The sequence below is a fragment of the Flavobacterium sp. genome (assembly GCF_027484705.1).
In the GTDB taxonomy this organism is placed as follows: domain Bacteria; phylum Bacteroidota; class Bacteroidia; order Flavobacteriales; family Flavobacteriaceae; genus Flavobacterium.
This window is the reverse complement of sequence record NZ_JAIXSL010000011.1, coordinates 129,106-147,775: the sequence shown is the minus strand read 5'-3', so window position 1 is coordinate 147,775 and position 18,670 is coordinate 129,106. Positions and strand designations below refer to the sequence as shown.

The 18,670-nt window shown below is 42.8% G+C and carries 13 protein-coding genes; 8 read left to right on the top strand and 5 right to left on the bottom strand.

Features of this window, described 5'->3' with window-relative positions:
• The 4 genes from Q0058_RS06510 (at nucleotide 1) to Q0058_RS06495 (ending at nucleotide 3,535) form a co-directional block, all read left to right on the top strand.
• Nucleotides 1–939 carry a mevalonate kinase gene (locus Q0058_RS06510; RefSeq protein ID WP_298222090.1) on the top strand — a complete coding sequence of 313 codons (939 nt, stop codon included), beginning with the start codon at nucleotides 1–3 and terminating at the stop codon, nucleotides 937–939.
• A gap of 30 nt (nucleotides 940–969) precedes the next feature.
• Nucleotides 970–1,926, top strand: a complete 957-nt coding sequence (locus Q0058_RS06505; RefSeq protein WP_298222089.1) for a geranylgeranylglycerol-phosphate geranylgeranyltransferase — start codon at nucleotides 970–972, stop codon at nucleotides 1,924–1,926.
• 251 nt (nucleotides 1,927–2,177) lie between these two features.
• A complete protein-coding gene (locus Q0058_RS06500) occupies nucleotides 2,178–3,077 on the top strand; it encodes a pseudouridine synthase (protein WP_298222087.1) in 900 nt (299 codons plus the stop codon).
• Nucleotides 3,078–3,172: 95 nt separating this feature from the next.
• Nucleotides 3,173–3,535 carry a nuclear transport factor 2 family protein gene (locus Q0058_RS06495; protein ID WP_298222085.1) on the top strand — a complete coding sequence of 121 codons (363 nt, stop codon included), beginning with the start codon at nucleotides 3,173–3,175 and terminating at the stop codon, nucleotides 3,533–3,535.
• A gap of 2 nt (nucleotides 3,536–3,537) precedes the next feature.
• On the opposite strand, the gene Q0058_RS06490 is transcribed toward Q0058_RS06495, so the two are convergent.
• The gene (locus Q0058_RS06490) at nucleotides 3,538–3,930 is read right to left on the bottom strand and encodes a response regulator (RefSeq protein WP_298222083.1); all 393 of its coding nucleotides are present in this window, start codon (nucleotides 3,928–3,930) and stop codon (nucleotides 3,538–3,540) included.
• A gap of 251 nt (nucleotides 3,931–4,181) precedes the next feature.
• On the opposite strand from Q0058_RS06490, the gene Q0058_RS06485 reads away from it, so the two are divergent.
• Nucleotides 4,182–4,529, top strand: a complete 348-nt coding sequence (locus Q0058_RS06485; protein WP_298222081.1) for an RNA-binding protein — start codon at nucleotides 4,182–4,184, stop codon at nucleotides 4,527–4,529.
• A gap of 174 nt (nucleotides 4,530–4,703) precedes the next feature.
• A complete protein-coding gene (gene dnaE, locus Q0058_RS06480; RefSeq protein WP_298222079.1) occupies nucleotides 4,704–9,233 on the top strand; it encodes a DNA polymerase III subunit alpha in 4,530 nt (1,509 codons plus the stop codon).
• Nucleotides 9,234–9,243: 10 nt separating this feature from the next.
• Here the strand turns inward: dnaE and Q0058_RS06475 are convergent, their stop codons facing one another.
• Nucleotides 9,244–10,608 (bottom strand): O-antigen ligase family protein, encoded by a 1,365-nt coding sequence (locus Q0058_RS06475; RefSeq protein WP_298222077.1) that lies wholly within the window; start codon nucleotides 10,606–10,608, stop codon nucleotides 9,244–9,246.
• Nucleotides 10,609–10,854: 246 nt separating this feature from the next.
• Nucleotides 10,855–11,832, bottom strand: coding sequence for a hypothetical protein (locus Q0058_RS06470; RefSeq protein WP_298222075.1), 978 nt, complete (start codon nucleotides 11,830–11,832; stop codon nucleotides 10,855–10,857).
• Nucleotides 11,833–12,159: 327 nt separating this feature from the next.
• Here Q0058_RS06470 and trxA point away from each other — a divergent pair, with 327 nt between their 5' ends.
• Nucleotides 12,160–12,477, top strand: coding sequence for a thioredoxin (trxA, locus tag Q0058_RS06465; RefSeq protein WP_298222073.1), 318 nt, complete (start codon nucleotides 12,160–12,162; stop codon nucleotides 12,475–12,477).
• Between the two features lie 50 nt (nucleotides 12,478–12,527).
• On the opposite strand, the gene Q0058_RS06460 is transcribed toward trxA, so the two are convergent.
• Both Q0058_RS06460 and Q0058_RS06455 read right to left on the bottom strand, forming a co-directional pair.
• On the bottom strand, nucleotides 12,528–14,507 hold the full coding sequence (locus Q0058_RS06460) for a tetratricopeptide repeat protein (protein ID WP_298222071.1): 1,980 nt from the start codon (nucleotides 14,505–14,507) through the stop codon (nucleotides 12,528–12,530).
• Nucleotides 14,504–15,214 (bottom strand): LytTR family DNA-binding domain-containing protein, encoded by a 711-nt coding sequence (locus tag Q0058_RS06455; protein WP_298222069.1) that lies wholly within the window; start codon nucleotides 15,212–15,214, stop codon nucleotides 14,504–14,506. Before Q0058_RS06455 ends, Q0058_RS06460 begins: the two co-directional genes overlap by 4 nt.
• 139 nt (nucleotides 15,215–15,353) lie before the next feature.
• Here Q0058_RS06455 and Q0058_RS06450 point away from each other — a divergent pair, with 139 nt between their 5' ends.
• On the top strand, nucleotides 15,354–18,566 hold the full coding sequence (locus Q0058_RS06450; protein WP_298222067.1) for a hypothetical protein: 3,213 nt from the start codon (nucleotides 15,354–15,356) through the stop codon (nucleotides 18,564–18,566).
• Nucleotides 18,567–18,670 lie beyond the last annotated feature (104 nt).

Here is an 18,670-nt window from a genome sequence, read left to right as displayed (position 1 = left end):
ATGAAAGGACCATTATTTTACTCGAAAATCCTGCTCTTCGGAGAATACGGAATCATCAAAGATTCTAAAGGATTGTCAATTCCTTACAATTTTTATAACGGCGCGCTCAAATCAGACGGCAATACGTCAGCTGAAGCGGTCAAATCGAATGCGAATCTGAAGCGTTTCGTGTCGCATCTTGAAACTTTGCAAAGCGAACAACCAGAATTGGTGACTTTCGATTTGGAAGCTTTGAAAAATGATGTGGCTTCGGGCATGTATTTCGATTCGAGCATTCCGCAAGGATATGGCGTAGGCAGCAGCGGCGCATTGGTAGCGGCGATTTACGATAAATACGCGCAAAATAAAATCACCGTTTTAGAGAATTTAACGCGTGAAAAATTACTGCAACTCAAAACCATCTTCGGGCAAATGGAATCTTTTTTCCATGGTAAAAGTTCGGGTTTGGATCCGCTCAACAGTTATTTGAGCATTCCTATTTTAATCAATTCCAAAGATCATATCGAAGCGACCGGAATTCCTACGCAAAGCCTGACGGGCAAAGGCGCAGTGTTTTTGCTGGATTCAGGAATTGTAGGCGAAACGGCTCCGATGGTCAATATCTTCATGGAAAACCTTAAAGATCAGGGTTTCCGTACGATGCTTAAAAACCAATTCGTCAAATATACTGATGCTTGCGTAGAGAATTTCCTCGGCGGCGATATGAAATCTTTATTTTCAAACACCAAAAAATTGTCGAAAGTCGTGCTGAACAATTTCAAGCCGATGATTCCCGAGCAATTTCATGGCATCTGGCAGAAAGGGATCGACACCAATGATTATTACTTAAAGCTTTGCGGTTCGGGAGGCGGCGGTTATATCTTAGGATTTACGGAAGACCTCGAAAAAGCCAAACAATCCTTGAAGGATTACAAACTCGAGGTCGTTTATCAGTTTTAATCTACTTTATTCCAAACAGACCCTTCTTTTATGTTAAGCAGAAAGAACAAATGGCGGATCATGAAAGTTGTCAGTTTGTTTTCTGTAGTGCGCGGCTATAATATTCCTATTATTATCGTAGCCCAATATTTATCGGCGATTTTTATTCTGGCGCCGGGCAAAAGTGCGCTCTCCATCCTACTCGATTATAAGTTGTTCATCGTGGTTTTCGCCTCGTCGATAACAATTGCTTCGGGCTATATCATCAACAGTTTTTACGACAGCAAAAAGGATCTAATCAATCGGCCGAACAAATCGATGCTCGATCGTTTGGTGAGTCAGAATACGAAACTGCGCGTGTATTTCCTTTTGAATTTCATCGCGACCTTGTTTGCGTTTCTCGTGTCGTGGCGCGCGAGTTTATTCTTTGCGACTTATATTTTTCTGATTTGGCTGTATTCGCACAAACGCAAAAAATACGCACTTTTTAGTAACTTCATTGCTGCATTTCTGGCCGTTTTTCCTTTTTTTGGAATTTTATTGTACTATTATTACAGGCTTCCGTTCAATGAAATTGAAAACCACACCAACGATCTCGCGGTGATTTTCACGCATGCTACTTTCCTTTTCATTTTGCTTTTGGTTCGGGAAATGATCAAAGATTTGGAGAACATCAAAGGCGATCTGGCGAACGGTTACGAGACGATTCCGATTGCGTTTGGCGAAAACATTTCAAAAATCAGCATTACTGCTTTGCTGCTGTTGACGATTATTCCGGTGTATTTTCTGGTCAGCGTGTTTGATGTCGGCTATATGGATATTTATTTTTATGTCGGTTTCATCATCATGATTTTTTTCGGCATCCAGTTGTGGCAATCCGATTCGAAGGAACAATACCTTAAACTTCACAATCTTTTGAAATTCCTGATTGTCGCGGGCGTATGCTGCATCGTGCTCATTGACCCGACCGTTTTGTGGCATGGAAGGAAACTGCTTGAAACAATCTAAAAAGTTCGATTTACTATTACAACCCTAGCCCGGATAATTTGATATTAAGAGGAGGAAGTCCAGTGGACTTCAGGTATTTTCTAAAATTTCAAATGAAAACGGAAGATTTTTAATTTAACCTAAAGCACTAGCCCGGATAGTAGCGGAAATCCTTTTGTGCCAGGGTTTGGCGCAAAAGATTGTAACGTATAGCCGGAACAGCTCCTGACAAAACCAATAAAAACCTATCTTTGCATCAAAATTAAGCAGTTATGAATAATAAGGAAGGCAATAATAAGCGTGGCGGATCGCGGCCGAGTTCGAACAAACCGAAGCCTGCGATGGCCAAACGTGCACAAGGGCCTAAGAAAGTGAAACCGAAAACGCTGACGCCTGCCGAAGCAGCCAAAGCCGCGAAAGCAGAAAAGAAACCGAATCAGGCGCCGAAACGCCCTAAGAATCCGGATGAGATGCGTTTGAACAAATACATTTCGAATTCGGGCGTGTGCTCGCGTCGTGATGCTGACATCTACATTCAGTCTGGCAATGTGAAAGTCAATGGCATTCCGGTGACCGAAATGGGTTATATGGTGAAGCCGGGCGATGTGGTAAATTTTGACGGAGCGACTTTAACGCCTGAGAAGAAAGAATATATTTTACTCAACAAACCCAAAAATTTTACGACCGCCTTAGACGAAGGACAGGAAGACCGTAACGTACTTGAATTGGTGCGTGGCGCTACGAATGCCAAAATCGCCGCTGTCGGCCGTATGGATAAGAACACGACGGGTTTGTTGTTGTTTACCAATGATACGGATATGATCCGGAAATTCAGTTTGCCGAACCAGAAATCTTCGAAGATTTATCAGGTTTCGCTCGATAAGAATTTGAAATTTGAAGATTTGGAAAAGATTTCAAAAGGCGTGACGCTTGACGGGCACCGCTTGTTTATTGAAGAAATCAGTTATATTGAAGACCAGCCTAAAACCGAAGTGGGTTTGAAATTGAAAACGTCGAACGTGAAAGTGGTGCGTGCTATTTTTGAAAATTTCAAATACGATGTGCTCAGAATTGACCGCGTTTCTTTTGCAGGATTGACCAAGAAAAATCTGCCGCGTGGCAATTGGAGGTTTTTGACTGAGCAGGAAATTATTAATTTGAAGAATGTTTAAATTAAGGCGCTGAGGTTCTGAGGTTCTGAGGTTCTGAGGAATAAAATAATATGGGATTCCCGTTACAATAGCGGGAATTTTCTTTTAAAAAAGATATGATTACACAACAAAATTTATCGATAGCACACCGTTGGTTTGCCGCTTTCAACGACCATAATCTGGATTCCCTTTTGTCTTTGTACGATGATGAGGCGGAACATTTCAGCCCGAAACTCAAAATCAAGCAACCTGAAACCAATGGTTTGGTCAAAGGTAAAAAGGCTTTGCATGACTGGTGGGAAGGCGCTTTTGAAACGATTCCGAGTTTACATTATCGCGTTACTTCACTGACTGCAAATGCCGACCGCGTGTTTATGGAATACGTCAGAACCGTCGAAAATGAAGCCGATATGCTCGTGGCAGAAGTGCTCGAAATCAAAGATGGCAAGATTGTATTTTCGAGGGTTTATCACGGATAACATTAAGCCTTCAAAGGAAAATCAAGCCCCAATACATGATTCAGTGCTATTTTTAAATCGCTGCCTATCGTTTTTTTCATCAGATAATCCGCACCAGTTTTTTGATAATCACGCACCAGTTTCTTCGGAAAAACTCCGGAAATCATAATCGTCGGAATATACTTGTAATCTTCCGATTTCTTCAGGATGTTCAGAATTTCTTCGCCGTTGAGTATTGGCATGTGCACATCCAGAAATATCAGATCAGGCTTTTCCGATTCGTGCTTTAAGGCATACAACAATTCATTTCCTGTCATAAATATCACTGTGCGGTGGCCCAAATCTTCAGTTACGTCGCGAAAATAATTTAAATCGTCGAGGTCGTCGTCGAGATAATAAAGCAGTTTAGATTTCATAATCAGTAGGTTTAATGTTTTAAAATTAATCCTATCCAAGTCAAAAAGTCTTACAAGATACTTATTGATAGTTGCAAGATTCCTTTATTCACGGTTCATGACAATCGATAGTTTGAGTGCCTAAAAAAGCGTGAGAATCAATCCGTTGGGAAAATTTTCTGTTTTTATTTTTTTAAAACATAAATAATATGCTACATCGTCATTTAGAAGAAAATTAAAGCTATATTTGTGTAATATTTAAAATAATTCATATGAACATTTTCGTTGGAAGCCTTCCATTCAGTATTGAGGAAGCAGATTTAAGAGAGTCTTTTGAGGCTTATGGTGCAGTTGATTCTGTAAAAATAATTACCGATAAATTTACCGGAAGAAGTAAAGGATTCGGATTTGTAGAAATGGAAAATGACGAGGAAGCGTTGAAGGCAATTGCAGAATTGAACGGTGCTACTGTACAAGGTCGTGCCATTGTAGTAAACAAATCTGAACCAAAACCAGAAGGCGAAAGAAGAAGCTTCAACAACAACCGCAGCGGTGGAGATTCTCGTGGTGGTTACGGAGGTGGAAACAGCCGTGGCGGTGGAAACCGTGGTGGATACTAATTAGCTTTATCTTCAGGATATACTAAATTATATTTTCAAAATAAACCATTCAAAGAATTGATTCGTCAGTTTTTTGAATGGTTTTTTGTTGATAACTTCCGCACTATTCTTCTGTCAAAATAGCCTAAATTTGAAGTTCCTTTTTGAGGAAACACCGCTACTTCAAACACTGCTATGTACTTAATATTCGATACCGAAACCACCGGATTGCCCAAACGTTGGGACGCGCCTATTACCGACACCAACAACTGGCCACGCTGTATTCAGATAGCCTGGCAGTTGCACGACGCGATGGGAAAAGTCATCGAACATCAGGATTATCTGATCCGGCCTGACGGGTTCAACATTCCGTATGACGCCGAACGCATTCATGGCATTTCAACCGAATTGGCGACCGAGCAAGGCATCGCTTTGCAGGAAGTTTTAGAAAAATTCAACATCGCTTTATCGAAAGCCGAATTTATCGTCGGGCAGAACTTAGGGTTCGACATCAATATCATGGGGTGCGAGTTGCACCGTATGGGCATCGAATCGCCTATGGCAAGCATGCCGGTTCTTGATACGTGTACCGAAGTCACCGCATCATTGCTCAAACTTCCGGGTGGCCGCGGTGGGAAATTCAAACTGCCGACCTTAACCGAATTACACCAATATTTATTTAATGTTCCGTTTGCCGAAGCCCACAACGCTACCGCCGACGTAGAAGCGACCACGCGTTGCTTTTTAGAGTTGATTCGACTTGAGATTTTTACAGCCGAAGAACTTCATGCGGACGCCGGTTATTTTCAGGAATTTCAAGCCAAAAACCCAAAACCGATTCAGTCGATTGGGCTGACGCACGTCAATCTGAAGGAAGCTTCTGAAAAAATACGTCAGGTTCAGGGCGACAAACAAGCGGCTCCGATTTCCAAAAAAGAACTTTCTGACAATAAGGAATTACTTGTAGATGTGGACTTCGTGCATTTACACAACCATACGCAGTTTTCCGTTTTACAATCGACCATTAGTGTGGCATCTTTGGTTAAAGCGGCGATTCAGCAAAAAATGCCAGCGGTCGCGATTACCGACCATGCCAATTTGATGGGCGCTTTTCACTTTGTACGTGATATCATCAACCACAATAAAACCGCCGAAGCCAAAAACAAAGCGTCGGAAGAAAACGGCGAAGCGCCCACCGAAAAAATCATCAAACCGATTGTGGGTTGCGAGTTTTTCGTTTGTGATGACCATCAAGATAAAAGCAGAAAAGACAACGGCTATCAAATCGTGCTGCTCGCTAAAACCAAAAAAGGCTATCACAATCTGGCAAAAATGTCTTCGATTGCCTACACGAACGGGTTTTATTATGTGCCGCGCATCGATAAAAAAGTCATCGAACAATACAAAGAAGACATCATTGTACTGTCCGGAAATTTATACGGTGAAGTGCCCAACAAGCTTTTAAATCTAGGTGAAAATCAAGCTGAAGAAGCCTTGCTCTGGTGGAAAAATACGTTTGGTGACGACTGCTACATCGAACTCATGCGACACAATCAGGAAGACGAAAACCGCGTCAATGAAGGATTGATGGCACTGTCTAAAAAACACAACGTCAAAGTAGTCGCTACAAACAACACTTTTTACATCAATAAAGAAGACGCCAACGCTCACGATATTTTGCTCTGCGTGCGCGATGGCGAAAAACAAACCACGCCGATTGGTCGCGGTCGCGGGTATCGTTACGGTTTGCCGAATCAGGAATATTTTTTCAAATCGGCGGACGAGATGAAAAAACTTTTCCACGATTGCCCTGAAGCGATTGGGAACATCAACGAGATCGTTGATAAAATTGAAATCTACAACCTCGCGAGAGAAGTGTTGCTTCCAAAATTTGAAATCCCAAACGATTTTCTGATTGCCGAAGATGAAACCGATGGCGGAAAACGCGGCGAGAATTCGTATCTGAAACATTTGACGTTCAAAGGCGCTGAGAAACGTTACGGTAACATCACTCCCGAAATCCAGGAGCGCATCGACTTTGAATTGCAAACCATAGAGAACTCAGGCTATCCGGGTTATTTCCTGATTGTACAGGATTTCATTGCAGCAGCCAGAAGCATGGGCGTTTCCGTGGGTCCGGGTCGTGGTTCAGCAGCAGGTTCGGTCGTGGCATATTGTCTCGGGATTACGAACATCGACCCGCTTTTATACAATTTGCTTTTTGAGCGTTTTCTGAATCCCGATCGTGTGTCTTTGCCCGATATCGACATCGATTTTGATGATGAAGGCCGCAGCAAAGTTATGGATTATGTAATCAACAAATACGGTTCGAAGCAAGTCGCGCAAATCATCACTTACGGTACGATGGCCGCCAAATCCGCAATTCGTGATACCGCAAGGGTTTTGGATTTACCTTTATTTGAAGCCGACAAAATTGCCAAACTGATTCCAGGTCTGATTCCATCAAAATGGAGTTTAGCCAGGTTTTTGAATGATACCGAATCGGAAATTAAGAAAGTGCTGCGTCAGGAAGATTTCGACAAAATCAAAGAACTCATCGAGCTTTCGAAAGAAGAAGATTTGAGTGGCGAAACCATCCAACAAGCGCAGGTTCTCGAAGGCAATCTGCGAAATACCGGAATACACGCCTGTGGAGTTATCATCACACCAAGCGACATTACGAATTTCGTTCCTGTGGCTACCGCGAAGGATTCGGATTTGTATGTCACGCAATTCGACAACTCGGTCGTAGAAAGCGCGGGACTGCTCAAGATGGACTTCTTGGGTTTAAAAACATTGACTTTAATTAAAGATACCGTCAAACTCGTCAAATACAGAACCGGAAAAGACATCGATCCTGACGCGTTCCCGATTGATGATCTGAAAACCTATGAACTTTTCCAACGCGGCGAAACGGTCGGGATTTTCCAGTATGAAAGTGCCGGAATGCAGAAATACATGAAGGAACTCAAGCCTACGGTTTTCAACGATTTGATTGCGATGAATGCCTTGTACCGTCCGGGCCCGATTGCTTACATCCCAAGTTTCATCAAACGAAAAAATGGTGAGGAACCTATTGAATACGATCTTGAAGCGTGTGAAGAATTGCTCAAAGACACCTACGGCATTACGGTTTATCAAGAGCAAGTCATGCTTTTATCCCAAAAACTTGCAGACTTTTCCAAAGGTGATGCCGACGTTTTGCGTAAAGCAATGGGAAAAAAACAGCGTGACGTCCTTGACAAAATGAAACCTAAATTCATCAGCCAAGCCGCAGCCAAAGGACATTCCGAAGAAAAATTGGAAAAGATTTGGAAAGACTGGGAAGCGTTTGCCGAATATGCGTTCAACAAATCGCACTCGACTTGTTACGCCTGGGTGGCTTATCAAACCGCTTACTTAAAAGCGAATTATCCCGCGGAATATATGGCGGCCGTGCTCTCGAACAACATGAGCGATATCAAGCAGGTGTCATTTTTCATGGAAGAATGCAAGCGCATGGGATTGCAGGTTTTAGGCCCCGATGTGAATGAGTCGTTTTACAAATTCACGGTGAATGAAAATTACGCCGTCCGTTTCGGCATTGGCGCCGTCAAAGGTGTAGGAATGGCTGCTGTAGAAACCATTGTTGAAAATAGAAAAGACGCCAAATACAAATCGATTTTTGATTTAGCGAAACGCATCGACCTCAGAGCAGCCAATAAAAAAGCGTTTGAAAATCTGGCTTTAGCTGGCGGTTTCGATTCGTTTGGAAATACTACCAGAGCACAATATTTTCACGATGAAGGCGATGGCATTACGTTTCTTGAAAAAGCCATTCGTTATGGTGCCAAGTTTCAGGAAAATGAAAATTCGTCGCAAGTGAGTTTGTTTGGAGAAGCGAGTAATGTTCAAATTCCCGAACCGATCGTTCCGCCTTGCGAAGATTGGAGCACGATGGAAAAACTAGCTAAAGAAAAAGAAGTGGTCGGGATTTATATTTCGGGGCATCCTTTAGATGATTATAAGTTTGAGATGCAATACTTCTGCAATTCCAAACTTGAAACGCTCAAAAGTCTTGATCAGTACGTCAATAAGAACTTAACTTTTGGCGGCATTATCACCAACGTACAGCATCGCGTCGCCAAGAATGGTAAGGGCTGGGCTTCGTTTATGATGGAAGGCTATGACGAGAGTTTCGAATTCCGGATTTTCGGCGAAGAATACCTGAAGTTCCGCCATTTCCTGATCCAGAATAATTTTACTTACATACGAGTTGCCGTTAAAGAAGGATGGGCCGATAAGGAAACGGGCAAAAAAGGCGAACCAAGATTGCAGTTCTTATTGGTACAGTATTTACAGGATGTGTTGCCTGCTTTTGCAAAAAAACTGATCATCCACCTCAACATTAAAGATCTGCAATCCGAAATGATTGCGAAACTGAGCTCCATTTTTCAATCAAACCGTGGCGATCACACCGTAGATTTTGAAGTCATGGAACTCGAAACCGTCAAAAGACAAATTGAAGTGATTCCGGAACCTATTTTAATAGAGTCCGAAGATCCGATACTTGATGAAGAAGCCTTATCCATCGAGGAATCTTCAGGGATAAGCACGACCACAGAAGTCGAGGAAACGAAAATCATCACGCGCTTGTCGATGCCGAGCCGCAAACTCAAAATTAAAATCTCGAACGAATTGTTGGTGGAACTTGAAAAGATGCAACTCAACTTTAAATTGAATTGATTTAATAAATTCAGGATGTTGATTCGTTTGGTTTCTTAAAAAAAATTTCGTCGTCAATCTTTACGCATAAAAGTGTCAAGGCGTACAAAAAGGCAGGTGCGGCAGTCCTCATCCCGGAATGGTTGATCGAGAGGAACCAAAAAGTGAAGAAAACCACACAATAGGCGTTATGCCTCGACTTAAAGAAAAGTACCATTGGCGTGATGATTAAAATCAGGATGTTCAGCAATCCCATGATGCCGTGATTGGCCAGCAAACGCGTTAACTCATCGTGTGAGTTTACGTGGCCACTTTTGACTTCCTTAACCGTGATTCCTTTTCCTAAACCTACGCCCAAAACAGGGTTTTCTATAAATAAGCGAATTTGGGTTTGCGCAAGCGCTTTCCTATCAACGGAAGTGTCTTTTTGTACTTTTCCCCTGTGATCGCGGTTGGTATATCTTTTTTCAATGAGCCCGTTTGTCTGATAAGAAATCAAGCCGATGACTAGCAAAACAACCGATGTAAAGTAAACCAATCCCGTTTTCGCTTTGGCTTTCCCATAACTTTCCGAACCGTAATAGATTGAAATCAGAAAAATGATGCAAATGGCACAACCGGTAATCATTCCGCCTCTTGAAAAAGTCAAAAACCCAAGATAGCACAGCAAGGAAAAAATCGATAAATGAACCCCAAAGCGAATTTTAGTAGCGCTGTTGATGACCAACTGCATAAAGAAGATGAACATGCCCAACCCGAGGATGGTGGAAACCTGATTGGGACCAAATCCGCCCGAAAACATAGAATTGGAACAAACGCCTCTTAAATAAATATCAATGTCGGGATTGTACAGAAAAACATACGCACCGCAGCTCAGGATCGGAAGCCCTATAGCCATCAGGATGGTGTTGAGTGTTTGGAGCGATATTTTTTTTCCGTAGGTATAAATAGCAAAAAAACCGAGACAAACGGGTCCTAAAAGATCAAAGGCGATTCCGTTTAAGGTAGTTCTGGTAATGTTGCTAAGGTCATTTTCAAAAAAAATACTCGGAATCAAAGCCAAAAGGTAAATCCAATAGGGTAATGTTTTTTTGGAAAATCCATCGTAGAAAATACCGAGTCCGGCCAACATCAGAAGGCTGCATTTCATGAATTCGTAACTCAGAAAACCATAAGTCATGCGCAACAACACTTCACTTCCGATAAAATAACCGGCTACCTGAAGCACTTCGTGATTCTTGTTTTTATGGAATATTACATAAAAGAAACCTGAAACCGCTACCAGTATTCCGAAATAAGAACCCAGCTTAGGGTATTTATAAAGTATGCAACCCAATAGGATATGAGCCAACAGTATGGCAAAATATTGGTTGTCTTTTGAAAATAAACGATTCATATATTTAGGGGAGAACATGTGATGCTTTTCAAATGGAATACTATTCTGATTTAATTTTCCTCGTAAATATAATACTTAGATTCGATGCCATGAAACGCATTTAGAATTCGACGGATACTATTTAGAATTCGAAGCGAAAGCTCCATTTAACATAAAATAAAAAACCAAAAACAAACGTGAATTAATACGCTTGTTTTTGGTCATATTTGAATTCAGGAACAAACCTGAAAAGATTTTAAAGTCTTTTTATTGCAATTTAGCAAGCCAATAGGAAGCATTCAAATGCAATCGCGCGTGGTTGCCGCCGACTTCTGTCCAGCCGGGATATAAAGTGTCGCCCGGATCACCTGTTCCGTCATCTGCCGGAGAACTATCAGTGATCAGCACTACCCTTCCGTTGAAAAATGTGGAAGAAGCGCACATCACGCCCGTAGTGCTCGTTCTTGACAAACCTGTTTTCCAGATTAAGCCTTTTACCGTAGCATTGGCCGTCGGCGTCAATTTGATCGAAGCTCCGGCACTAAATTTTAATTGTGTTACCGCGCCTTGTGAACCGTTTAGAATGGTATTGGTCGCATCGGTCAAGACATTGGTGGAAGTTTGCGAAAAGTTAGTCAATTCTACCGCTAATCCGAATGGATTGGTTTGTACGGTATTGTTCGTCATCAAGTCGTTCCAAATCGCAGGTGAATCTTTACCGTCGTTATTTCGGTCGGAAACATTATGGTCAGCAATCATGAAAAGTCCGCCACCGTTTTTTACGAAATTAAGAATCGCTGTTTTTTGCGCGGCTGTAAAAAGAGTGTTGGGTTCGTCAACGACATAAACGTCATACTTCGATAAATCTTGTGCATTGCTCGTGTTGCCGTAAGTGATTGCGGCTCCCGGTGCTAAAGTTTCTACGGAATGTCCTTCTTTGGCTAAGGCAATGCCCCATGCTGATAAAGCGCCACGCCAATAAGTTTCGGGCGTTGTTGCGGTTACGGTACTTTGCAATGGGTTTGGAAAACGAATCGGTGTTCCGCTTGAATTTTCACAAATCACCCAGTCGGCATTTCCTGCAGTTTCGGCTTTGGTAGCGTCAAACAGGAATTTTTTCGGGGTCGTGGTTCTGGCTAATTTTGCAGGTGCGCTTGTAGTTGTAGTCGTTTCATTGTCGCCGCCGCAAGAGAAAATCATGAGCGACAAAGTAAAGGCGCTGATCATTTTTTTAACTAACATCATGGGGTTTTGGGTTTTAAAGTTAATTTTTAATTAGAGAATCAAATGTATTATTTTTTTATTGCGTAAAACATGGAGCGTAAACAAAATGTTCTGTTACAGAACAAAACAGTTTCGGCACAAAAAACCCTAGCCCTGATGGTAATGGAAATCCTTTTGGGGCGGGGTTCGCCGCAAAAGATTGTATTGAACAGCGGGAACAGCTCCTGAAAATCATTATAAAATCAAAAATAGCCAGAGGCAATACGTTAATAGCCAAAACTAATTTTATTGGCCTTGTCATTGAAAATAAATCGCTAATTTTGTCCTACAATTTTTAAAAATAAAACTATGGCTTTAGCAATAACCGATGCTACTTTTGATGAAGTGGTATTAAAATCAGATAAACCAGTAATGGTGGATTTTTGGGCAGCATGGTGCGGTCCGTGTAGAATGGTAGGTCCGATCATTGATGAGATCAGTGAAGAATTTGCCGGAAAAGCCGTCATCGGAAAAGTAGATGTTGATGCGAATCAAGAGTTTGCTGCGAAATACGGTGTGAGAAACATTCCAACCGTGTTGGTGTTTCAAAACGGGGAAGTTGTCGGAAGACAAGTTGGTGTGGCTCCGAAACAGACTTATGCGGATAGTTTGAATGCGCTTTTGTAAATCAGAAGATTAAATTTTATACAAAGGTTCGATGCAAGTCGGGCCTTTTTTTATGGCAATTTCAAAGTGAAAACGGTACCTGAACCTGATTTTGTGTCCACGGCAATTTCACAACCAATCGCTTTGGCCAAATCGCGAATCAGGTGCAAACCCAATCCCGTTTGAATGCCGACGACTTCCGAATCATCGTATAACGCTTTGAATTGCTCTTGTGTGGCGCCCGAACCATTGTCGGTAATCGACAGCAATGTTTGTTGGTTTTCTTGCCAGGCTTTCCAGATGATGGTTGGCTGATCGGTTTTTTCCAAAGCCTTGATGGCATTTCCCGTCAGGTTCCGAATGATTGTTTTTAGGTAATTTTCGTCGGTAAACAATTCGATATTTTGTGGGTTTTCGAAAGTAATGCTGGCTTTTTCCTCACTGGAAAAGTGGTTTTGAATATCCTCAAACAAAGCACTTATCGCTATTCTTTTCGCTTTAGGCTCGAAGTTTTGCATTTGTCCTTTACTCCACAACAAAATATCTTCCATCGAACTTAAAAGATTTTCAGCGCCGACAATCGTTTTGTGTTCCATGCGCTTTCGGCTTGCCTCATCCAAGAGTTCCGGGTTTTCTTTTTGCAGGTGTAAGAAGTGAATGAGGTTCGACACCGGACTTCGCAAATCGTGGTTCAATATGCTAAAAAAACGTGTTTTGGTTTTATTGGCTTGATCGAGTTCGGTGTTTAAAAGCTGTAGTTTTTGATTGACTTTTTTGCGATTTCGACTTTGGTAAAACAGCAAACTTCCGATAATGGCGAACAACAACAAACCGAAAACAAAATACCAACGCTGTTTGTTGGCATTGTCAATCTGGAGACTCTTTACGGTGTTCTGTGCCGAAAGCGTCTTAATTGCCTGTTCTTTCTTTTCGCTTTCGTATTTACGGAGCAGGTTTTCGGTGTTTTCGGCGGTTTCGAGTTTGAAGGTCGAATCTTTAGCCACATCCGCAGCTTCTTTATACTGAAAAGCTTCCTTATAATTTCCGGTTTCGTTTTTAAGTTCGGCGAGCGCCGTATTGATGGTATACAATTCCTCAAAATTACCGGATTCTTGGGCAATCCGTAGCGATTTCATGTAATAGGTTTCAGACAAAGCATATCTTTTCTGATCAGAATACACATCGCCCAATGCCTGATAAATCGTTTTCAAAGGCGCCGTCACCTCGAGTTCCTGGCAGATTTTTTCGGCCTTTTTCAGGTATTGCTCGGCTTTAGCATAGTCTGATAATTGCCGTTGCATGCGCCCAAGGTTCGAGAGGAAATCGGTTTGATGCAATTTGTAATTGGCTTCTTCGGCGTAGCGCAATCCGGTTTCGTAGTGTTTTATGGCTTCACGGGTTTGGTGCATGTCGTCGTATAGGTTCCCAAGATTATTCTCACTGATGCCCATATCGACGAAATTCTGGTTCTTTTTCGCGATTGCCAATCCTTTGTTGTAATAGCTTAGCGCCTCATCGTATTTCTTCAACTGCTTGAGGTTGTGCCCTATCTGGTCATATGGCGAAGTCTTGAGCGGTTCGAGTTTGTACTTTTCCTGATAATTGATGAGCTTCATCGCATAGAATGTGGCTTTGTCCTGGTCGCCCAGTTGATAGTGAATGATGCTGATGTTGTTGAGCCAGTTCTGGTAGATTTTCTTCGGAAGCTTATACTTTTTGATGATTTCGCTGCACTTCATGAAATACTCCATCGCCTTCTCATGGTTCTGGTTCGAGTATTCGACAATGCCGCGCATGTTCATCGCTTTGTAATAGGCAATGCCGTAATGGAGTTTCTTCGCGAGCGCGTCCATTTGTTTTATGGCCTTTTCAACTTCATCAAATTGGGCTTCCTGAACCTTTAAAAAAGCGTAGTCATTCAGCGCCTGCACATAATTGGTGTCTTTCGGTTTGGTATTGAGGTAAACTTTGAGCGAATCCATTGTTTTCGGAGTCTGGGCATAACAGAACACGGACGACAGCACACAGCAAATGGCAAGCAGCTTCTTCATAAAACGGCGTTTAGGTTGTCTTTGTAACTTCTGCCGATCGGAATCAATGCGCCGCTGTTGAGCACGATTTCGGTCGAGCCTATTTTCTGTATGAATTGCTTCTGCACGGCAAAACTGCGGTGTGTCCGGATGAACGACTGGAAATGGTTTTCCTTAAGCAAATTCCCGATGCTCGACAACACACAATGCCTTTTTTGAGGCGTGACGATCAGCGTGTAATCTTTCAGGGCTTCGAGATACAGGATATCGTGCAGTTTCACTTTGGTCTGTTCGTGTCCTTCCTTGATGTAAATCGTGTTGCCGCCAATGCTCGACTCGAACAGCAACGCCTTGTGTTTGATTTCCATGAATTCCTCGATGCGCCGGATGGTTTGCGAAAAACGATCGAGTTTCAACGGTTTGACGATAAAATCCAAAGTATCCAATTCGAAACTCTCCACGGCATGTTCGGGATGCGCCGTAATAAAAATGCAGACCGGAACTTCTGACGCTTTTTTTCTTAAATCCAAACCGCTTTCTTCGGGCATGTCGATATCTAAAAAAAGCACATCGATTTTGGTATGGCTTCTTTGCAACACCGACAACGCTTCTTTAGCCGAAGCATAAACACCCACGATTTGAAGTTGCTGAAATTTTTTTGCATACGAAAGCACGGTCAATCGGTCGATTTCGTCGTCGTCAACAATAATACACTGCAATTTTTCCATGGCGCGTTGAAGTTGAATCAAATATATATAAAAAACCAACATCAAAATTTCGGTCGTTCATCTATTTAAAAACGCATTGGTCTATTGGTGGTTTTTTGACACGGAAACTAGCGCCAAATTTGTCAGTAAATTAATGGTCATGAAAAAGATACTACTGTTTTTAGGTTTGTGTTGCACCGCAATCGACGGATACGCCCAAGTTGGCATCAACACTACATCGCCCGACGCGCAACTCCACATCAAGTCGAGCAACCAGGCGACACCAACCAATAAAGACGGAATTCTAATTCCAAAAATCGATGCCTTTCCAGCCATCAATCCGACGGCTGCGCAACAAGGCATGATGGTCTACCTCACGACGCTTTCGGCAGGAAAACCACCCGGATTTTACTATTGGGACAACACCGGAACACCACAATGGAAAGGCTTCGGGGGCTCAGGTTGGGAACTCACTGGAAATTCCGGAACCGACCCGAACGTCAATTTCATAGGAACCACTGATGCCAATGATGTGGTGTTCCGTAGAGACAATGTGATTTCGGGAAAGATCGGGATGGCCAACACGTCGTTCGGAAGAAGTTCCATGAATCCGGCGAATTCGGGAATCTACAATTCGACCTTCGGACTCAGCAGCATGTCAAGCAACACCAACGGAAGTTCTAATTCCGCTTTTGGGAACTACGCATTATTTGGCAATACTTCAGGAAGTTCTAATACCGGAATTGGTTCAAACACCTTATATACCAATACGATTGGCCAGCACAATACGGCGCTTGGAAGCAATTCTTTGGAATACAATACACAAGGAAATGACAATTCGGCTATTGGTTATTATTCGCTCTACAAAAATACTTTAGGATTAAATAATACAGCAAATGGTTCTGAAGCATTGTATGAAAACTTAACCGGAAACAACAATACAGCTATCGGATATCGAGCAGGTAAGTTAGCCACGGGCGACAACAATTTGACTTTGGGCGCTAATGCAGATGTTCCTATTGTAGCGGGAAGCCATCAGATGTCGATTGCCAATGTGATTTATGGCACTGCGATGAATAGCGCAACATTGGCAAAAATCGGGATTAACGAACCTGCACCAAAGGCCAAACTTCAAATCAATGCTTCCAACCAAACCACGCCGGACAATACCGACGGTATAATTATCCCAAAAATTGATGCGTTCCCAATAACCGATCCAACGGCCGCACAAAACGGCATGATGGTTTTCTTAACGGCACCAGCCAACCAATCTGGGTTTTATTATTGGGACAATCCGTCAACGAGCTGGAAAGGCATTGGAGCGAATACTGGTTGGAGTTTGACAGGAAATGCCGGAACAGATCCTGCCTTCAATTTTATTGGAACCACAGATGATCAAGACGTGACTTTCCGCAGGGATTCTTTTGATGCCGGACGAATCGGGACTTACGACACTTCGTTCGGGCGCGGTTCCTTGCGGTTTAATACCGGCAGCGGAAATACGGCCATAGGCAATAGCGCGATGGGTGGAAATATCTTAGGATTTAACTCGGGCGTTGACAATACAGCCGTGGGTATGAACGTGTTGCTTAGCAATACGACCGGATCTTATAACGCCGGTCTTGGCAGGGAATCATTAGCGTACAATAAAGCAGGCTCTTCGAATACGGCTTTTGGCAGGAGTACTATGATAGCTAATACTAATGCCTCGAAGAATGTAGCGTTGGGCGAAAGGGCACTTTATAAACAGAGTTTTGCTAATGGCGGCGCACCGTTCGATACTGATAATGTTGCGGTGGGTGTAGAATCTTTATTCAATAACAATCCAACAGCAGTAACGAATGGAATCAACAATACGGCGGTTGGAAATTACTCGCTGAAAGCCAACACGATTGGGCATAAAAACATCGCCGTCGGCAATGGTGCCTTAGCGGAGAACACACAGGGAGTCGATAATGTCGGTGTTGGTTATTTAAGTTTGCAAAACAATACTGATGGGATTAGCAATACTTCAATTGGGAATTATGCTCTGGAATACGGCAATGCTTCCAATAATACGGCATTAGGATATTATGCCTTAAACCACATCGGAGGAAACAACAATGCCGCGATGGGTTATTTTGCGATGGGAGCGGCAACAATGGGGGCAGGAAATACCTCGCAAGGCGCTTATTCACTGTTGAATGTTACGGGAACATACAATACCTCGAGCGGATTTCGGGCTGGAGATAACATTACAAGCGGCAATTACAACATCAGTATTGGTGCCAACAGTGATGTGATCAACCCTGCAGCTGACTATCAAATGTCAATTGGAAATGTGTTTTATGGCGAAGCAATGGATAACATCAACACCGCCAGATTTGGGATTGGCACTGTGCCTTCAGGAAAGGATAAACTATATGTATACAACGTACAGACTACTCTTCCGCCCAATGATGACGGTCAAAGCAGTATTTATGGATTCAGAACCCGAACTACTCAAAACGATGGCACAGCCTACTCGCGCGACGCTTCAAACAGTGCGGTCAAAGGACACAACAATTGGGGCGACAAGTATAGTTTTGGTGTGAGCGGCTTCAGCTACAACGACACGGGCGCTGGCTATAACCGCAGTGGCGGTGTTCTCGGTGCGGTGTGGGACGGCGTTTATTGGGGAAGTTTAGGATACAGAAGCAGTGCGCCAACCAATTACGGTGTATACGCCACAGCCGCTTTGGCAACAGGAGCCGGAAGAATGAGTCAGCGCCAAAATGCAACTTCTATCGGCGGAGGCTTTTACGGCGACATGATCGGTTCGTGGAGCAAAGGCAACATTATCGGTCAGATGAGCTCCGGGTCGCTATTCGCTTCTTATAACAGTGGCGACGAATATACCGCAGGAAAACAAATCGAACTTGTGGATACAGGCAATCAAAAAACAGCTGCTTATACCGTAACTTCAACGGAAAGCATCATTTACAAAAAAGGAAAAACACTGCTCGTCAATGGAGGCGCGAGAGTAGATTTCGACAAAAACTATAGCGATTTATTAGGTGAAATTCCTGTTATAACCGTATCGCCAATGGGCGAATGCAACGGACTTTACATTGCATCGATTGATGAAAACGGATTCACCATTAAGGAACTCAACAATGGAAGCAGTAATGTTTCAGTTTCGTGGATTGCCGTGGGCGACCGAATTGATGCGCAACAAACCAAACTACCAAAAGCGCTGCTCGAAAAAGAGTTCGACAACAATATCAACGAGGTGATGTTTAACGAAAATAATAAAACCGAAAACGCAAAAGCCATCTGGTTTGACGGAACGGACATTAAAACCGGTCAATTGCCAAGCCAATTCATTGAAAAATCGGTCGACAAAAAAGAGTAAACGCAAGGTTTTAGTTTTTTTGAGTGAAAAAGGTCTGATGAAAATCGGCCTTTTTTTATACCATAGATTTCCGTTTGCCAATCTCCGAACTTTCAAATTTTCAC

Bases quoted from the DNA above. Each gene is read 5' to 3' on its own strand.
- Q0058_RS06510 (WP_298222090.1), top strand. From the start codon at position 1: ATGAAAGGACCATTATTTTACTCGAAAATCCTGCTCTTCGGAGAATAC.
- Q0058_RS06505 (WP_298222089.1), top strand. From the start codon at position 970: ATGTTAAGCAGAAAGAACAAATGGCGGATCATGAAAGTTGTCAGTTTG.
- Q0058_RS06500 (WP_298222087.1), top strand. From the start codon at position 2,178: ATGAATAATAAGGAAGGCAATAATAAGCGTGGCGGATCGCGGCCGAGT.
- Q0058_RS06495 (WP_298222085.1), top strand. From the start codon at position 3,173: ATGATTACACAACAAAATTTATCGATAGCACACCGTTGGTTTGCCGCT.
- Q0058_RS06490 (WP_298222083.1), bottom strand. From the start codon at position 3,930: ATGAAATCTAAACTGCTTTATTATCTCGACGACGACCTCGACGATTTA.
- Q0058_RS06485 (WP_298222081.1), top strand. From the start codon at position 4,182: ATGAACATTTTCGTTGGAAGCCTTCCATTCAGTATTGAGGAAGCAGAT.
- dnaE (WP_298222079.1), top strand. From the start codon at position 4,704: ATGTACTTAATATTCGATACCGAAACCACCGGATTGCCCAAACGTTGG.
- Q0058_RS06475 (WP_298222077.1), bottom strand. From the start codon at position 10,608: ATGAATCGTTTATTTTCAAAAGACAACCAATATTTTGCCATACTGTTG.
- Q0058_RS06470 (WP_298222075.1), bottom strand. From the start codon at position 11,832: ATGATGTTAGTTAAAAAAATGATCAGCGCCTTTACTTTGTCGCTCATG.
- trxA (WP_298222073.1), top strand. From the start codon at position 12,160: ATGGCTTTAGCAATAACCGATGCTACTTTTGATGAAGTGGTATTAAAA.
- Q0058_RS06460 (WP_298222071.1), bottom strand. From the start codon at position 14,507: ATGAAGAAGCTGCTTGCCATTTGCTGTGTGCTGTCGTCCGTGTTCTGT.
- Q0058_RS06455 (WP_298222069.1), bottom strand. From the start codon at position 15,214: ATGGAAAAATTGCAGTGTATTATTGTTGACGACGACGAAATCGACCGA.
- Q0058_RS06450 (WP_298222067.1), top strand. From the start codon at position 15,354: ATGAAAAAGATACTACTGTTTTTAGGTTTGTGTTGCACCGCAATCGAC.